Origin of the sequence: Streptococcus sp. 17.1 (assembly GCF_016648655.1) — a bacterium.
Classification (GTDB): Bacteria; Bacillota; Bacilli; order Lactobacillales; family Streptococcaceae; genus Streptococcus; species Streptococcus salivarius_E.
This window is the reverse complement of sequence record NZ_JACLQM010000040.1, coordinates 1-3,897: the sequence shown is the minus strand read 5'-3', so window position 1 is coordinate 3,897 and position 3,897 is coordinate 1. Positions and strand designations below refer to the sequence as shown.

The 3,897-nt window shown below is 33.0% G+C and carries 4 protein-coding genes and 2 pseudogenes; 4 read left to right on the top strand and 2 right to left on the bottom strand.

Going from position 1 to position 3,897, the window contains the following annotated elements; translation table 11 throughout:
* Positions 1 to 295 precede the first annotated feature (295 nt).
* The 4 genes from H7T99_RS10465 (at position 296) to H7T99_RS10455 (ending at position 1,794) form a co-directional block, all read left to right on the top strand.
* The gene (locus H7T99_RS10465) at positions 296 to 910 is read left to right on the top strand and encodes a CadD family cadmium resistance transporter (RefSeq protein WP_037604280.1); all 615 of its coding nucleotides are present in this window, start codon (positions 296 to 298) and stop codon (positions 908 to 910) included.
* An 11-nt stretch (positions 911 to 921) separates the two neighbouring features.
* On the top strand, positions 922 to 1,260 hold the full coding sequence (cadX, locus tag H7T99_RS10460) for a Cd(II)/Zn(II)-sensing metalloregulatory transcriptional regulator CadX (protein ID WP_002889640.1): 339 nt from the start codon (positions 922 to 924) through the stop codon (positions 1,258 to 1,260).
* 45 nt (positions 1,261 to 1,305) lie between these two features.
* Positions 1,306 to 1,440 carry a hypothetical protein gene (locus H7T99_RS10640; RefSeq protein ID WP_002889641.1) on the top strand — a complete coding sequence of 45 codons (135 nt, stop codon included), beginning with the start codon at positions 1,306 to 1,308 and terminating at the stop codon, positions 1,438 to 1,440.
* A 69-nt stretch (positions 1,441 to 1,509) separates the two neighbouring features.
* The gene (locus tag H7T99_RS10455) at positions 1,510 to 1,794 is read left to right on the top strand and encodes a hypothetical protein (protein WP_014334291.1); all 285 of its coding nucleotides are present in this window, start codon (positions 1,510 to 1,512) and stop codon (positions 1,792 to 1,794) included.
* A 511-nt stretch (positions 1,795 to 2,305) separates the two neighbouring features.
* Here H7T99_RS10455 and H7T99_RS10450 read toward each other — a convergent pair.
* Both H7T99_RS10450 and H7T99_RS10445 read right to left on the bottom strand, forming a co-directional pair.
* A pseudogene (locus H7T99_RS10450) lies at positions 2,306 to 3,514 on the bottom strand (tyrosine-type recombinase/integrase).
* A gap of 10 nt (positions 3,515 to 3,524) precedes the next feature.
* Positions 3,525 to 3,798: pseudogene (locus H7T99_RS10445) on the bottom strand (helix-turn-helix domain-containing protein).
* Positions 3,799 to 3,897: the final 99 nt, after the last annotated feature.

Here is a 3,897-nt window from a genome sequence, read left to right as displayed (position 1 = left end):
GAAAAAGTAGTGAGTACTCTCTCCCGTCGGAGATTTCTTCACTACTAATCTTAGTATGTTTGTCAACTGTAGTGGGTTGGTGGAAAATTATACCCTGGAGAGGACCAAATTGGTTCTCTCCTTTTAAATATTGAAAAAACCATTGGCAGTGGACATACTTTAAGACTATATATTTCTGAAACTAGTTTCACAATACAAATATTGACATGCAATTATTAATTGGTGGATTTTAAGTTGACATCTACAAAGTTTAATGTTAAAATACATTCAAAAATATATTTGAATGAGGTGCTTTATGGTTCAAAATGTTGTTACTTCAATAATCCTGTATTCTGGGACAGCCGTAGACTTACTTATTATCCTAATGTTATTTTTTGCCAAAAGAAAAAGCAGAAAGGACATCATTAACATCTATTTAGGACAATTTCTAGGCTCTGTTAGTCTAATATACCTAAGTTTGCTTTTTGCATTTGTCTTGAATTATATTCCTAGTAAAGAGATTTTAGGTTTACTCGGTTTGATTCCAATTTTCCTAGGCCTCAAAGTTTTGCTTTTAGGAGATTCTGATGGAGAAGCTATTGCAAAAGATGGTTTGCGAAAAGACAATAAAAACCTGATTTTTCTAGTCGCTATGATTACTTTTGCAAGTTGTGGCGCTGACAATATTGGTGTCTTTGTCCCATATTTTACCACCTTAAATTTAGCGAATTTGATAGTGACTTTACTTACTTTTCTAGTCATGATTTATCTCTTGGTTTTTTCTGCCCAAAAATTAGCACAAGTCCCTTCTGTTGGAGAAACTTTGGAGAAATATAGCAGATGGTTTATTGCCGTTGTCTATTTAGGATTGGGGATGTATATCCTGATTGAAAACAACAGCTTTGACATGCTATGGGCTGTGTTAGGCTAGGAGAAAAAATTATGAAAAAAGATAGTATCTGTCAAGTGGATGTTATTAATCAACAAAATGTTACAACCGCAACGAACTACCTTGAAAAGGAAAAAGTCCAAAAATCACTTCGTATTTTATCAAAGTTTACCGATAATAAACAGATAAATATCATCTTTTATCTCCTTGCTGTTGAAGAACTCTGTGTCTGTGATATAGCCTGTTTACTAAATCTCAGTATGGCATCTGCCTCTCACCATCTTCGTAAACTAGCCAATCAAAACATCTTGGATACTAGAAGAGAGGGGAAAATTATATATTATTTTATAAAAGATGAGGAAATCAAAGACTTTTTTAATCAACTAGGATAACAACTATTTTTACTACTTTACCATGATTATATATAGGACTTATCTATGAAATTTTTTGATGAAAATTACTCACAAGAAATACCTACTCGTATCAAATGTTTAAGAAAAAAGTATAATTTAAAGCAAAGCGACCTAGGTAATGCAGGTCAAGTTAGCCAAGTTGAAAAGGGAGGAATTTGAAAGGATTTGTATCTTTTATTTTTTGTTTCATTTATGCCCTATGCTACTGGAATAGTTAGTAGTCATTTCATGAATCATACGGCACAGCTCTTTTATGGACTGATCGTTATTGTTTCAACGGTAGCAAACTGGTTTTTACATAAAGTAATTGATAAACCCAATATAGATCAGAAAGAATTACTTGAAGCTACCGCACAATATAGGAAGTTATTGATACCTGACCTAATAATTAAAGGAGTGGGATTGATTCTATCCTTAATTCTCTATCCTCCGATTATGATGTATAGTGTTTTAATTGCGGCATTTTACATCATAACTTTAAAAACACTATCTGAAAAAAGAGTGAATAACTAAAAAACGGTGACCAAAGTTAGGTGTATTATTTTAATGCTTAGAGACCTAAACTATTCCCCTATTTTAAAAATATTGATTCAGATTTTATGAAATTAAAAAGTAGATATTGTTCAGAAAATCCTTGATATTACGCTGTTTTTAGTCCAACTGAAATCCATACTTTCCAAACCAGGTCTTAAGAAAGCTCGTAAAGCTAGCCAGTTCTCTAAACGTTAATTCGTTACTGGACAGCAGAGTACAAACGAAAACACTTTGCAACTTGCAAGGTGTTTTTTTGTATGAGAATTGGCGGTGCGCAATTAGGATAGCTCTAGCGACTTTAGTCGCATAGAGATATGCTATGCATAGTTGCCCCAAGAAAATAAGCGAAGCGATATTTGATTGGATGGCAACCACTGCACTCAAAACGTTAATCAATACGATTATATCAACGTTTCAAGACATTCAAGAGTTATCTCTTGGATGTCTTTTTTTATCAAAAAATCTATAGTTTCCCTGAAATTTCCCTGACCTAATTTTTAAGATTCCTAAATGCAATTTCACCAACAGTTTGATTTACTATATCTTTAGTATTAACATAAGTCTTTGTAATTTCTTTGTCACTATGAGTTAAGGCTTCAGAAATTACTTCAAGTGGAACTCCAGCTTGTTTTGCGAGTGTCGCACCAGTATGTCTTAGTTTGTGTGGGGAAGCTGGTGCTAGTTCAGAGTGCCTGCGTCTGGCTGATTTCATTCTATAATTCAGATAATCTATATGGAGTGGTAAGTTAATATTGTTTGAACGATCATTATAGGTGAAAACAAACTGTTTTTGATTTTGTCGAAGACCAAATAGCTTAAGTTCTTCTTGTTGCTTCACTTTCCAATTTGCTAATAATTCCATCAATTCAATTGGAGCCTTAAAGAGAGTTTTTTTATTACCTTTTGTTGATTTTATATTACCAAAACGGTCTAACGCCTGTTCTATGAGTATTTCTCCAGTAGAAAAATTAATGTGTTTCCATTGTAGAGCATAGCTTTCTGATTTTCTATCAGATAAAAAGAATGTCGTATAAAAGAGAGTGTAGTCTTTTAGGTCAATAAGTCCTTTCTCTAAATCTGTGTCAAAAGCTTGTAGCCATAATTTCAGCTCTTCTTTATCGAGAGAAAGATCCTCCTCTCTTTTGCTCTCTCTAAGGAGAATCTTTCTATTAGCTTTAATTCTACTGATTGTTTTTCGGAGTTTATTTGATGGAATATATTCAAGTTCCTCAGCCCAATCAAATACGGAGTTAACATAGCTTCTAATCACTTTGAAATTAGCATAGCTATTTGCTTTGGGAGTGAGTAGTGAAAGAATAAGTTGTTTATTATTATTTAGGTATTCAATGGAATATTTACCTAGAATAGGTAAGATATGTAGTCTGAATATGTTTTCTGTTTGAAAAATAGTCGCCTTTGTTGGTGGTTTAATTGTAGTTGTGGTTTGACCTGCCTTGTAAGGTTCTAACCAAATTTGTTTATAAAAGTTCTCAAAAGTGATTTCTTCCTTTTTATCAACAGGAAGATTATTTCTTGCTTTTTCTATATTCACTGCAAATTTAAGTTCAGCTTCCCTAGCCTCCCTTTTTGTTTTAAAACGCTTTTCATAATATTGTCCCAGACCCAGTTTCCCTTAAATATCAGTGGGAACATAGAGTTTTAATTGATAGGTTCCATTTTTCGTTTTCTTAATAGCCATTTTAATCTCCCTATGCGCTGATTTCTAATCTTGTCATCCACTGATTGATACTTTCCTTATTGAAACGAATAGATTTTCCAATTCGGATATAGGGTAGCCCCATTGCAATCCAAATATCAAGTGTATTATTAGAGATTCCAAGGTAGTTACAAGTCTGTTTTTTTGTTTAGAAAAGGGCTGTCAGCCCCAATATCTTCTTTAAAATGATGAATTTCGTTCTTTATTAGTGTTGCAATCATTTGCTGAATTTCTTGAGTTTGTTCTTCTGGTAATTGTACTAGCATATATTATTCTCCTTTTAAAAGTGGCTCTATAATTTCTGTAGTGGGTAAAACCACTGTAGAGATTATGGAGCTTTTTGAGTGTAAACAAAAAGTCCCATA

What these genes read in the sequence shown, in the direction of transcription:
- H7T99_RS10465 (WP_037604280.1), top strand. Translation starts at nt 296, where the DNA reads ATGGTTCAAAATGTTGTTACTTCAATAATCCTGTATTCTGGGACAGCC.
- H7T99_RS10640 (WP_002889641.1), top strand. Translation starts at nt 1,306, where the DNA reads ATGAAATTTTTTGATGAAAATTACTCACAAGAAATACCTACTCGTATC.
- H7T99_RS10455 (WP_014334291.1), top strand. Translation starts at nt 1,510, where the DNA reads ATGAATCATACGGCACAGCTCTTTTATGGACTGATCGTTATTGTTTCA.
- cadX (WP_002889640.1), top strand. Translation starts at nt 922, where the DNA reads ATGAAAAAAGATAGTATCTGTCAAGTGGATGTTATTAATCAACAAAAT.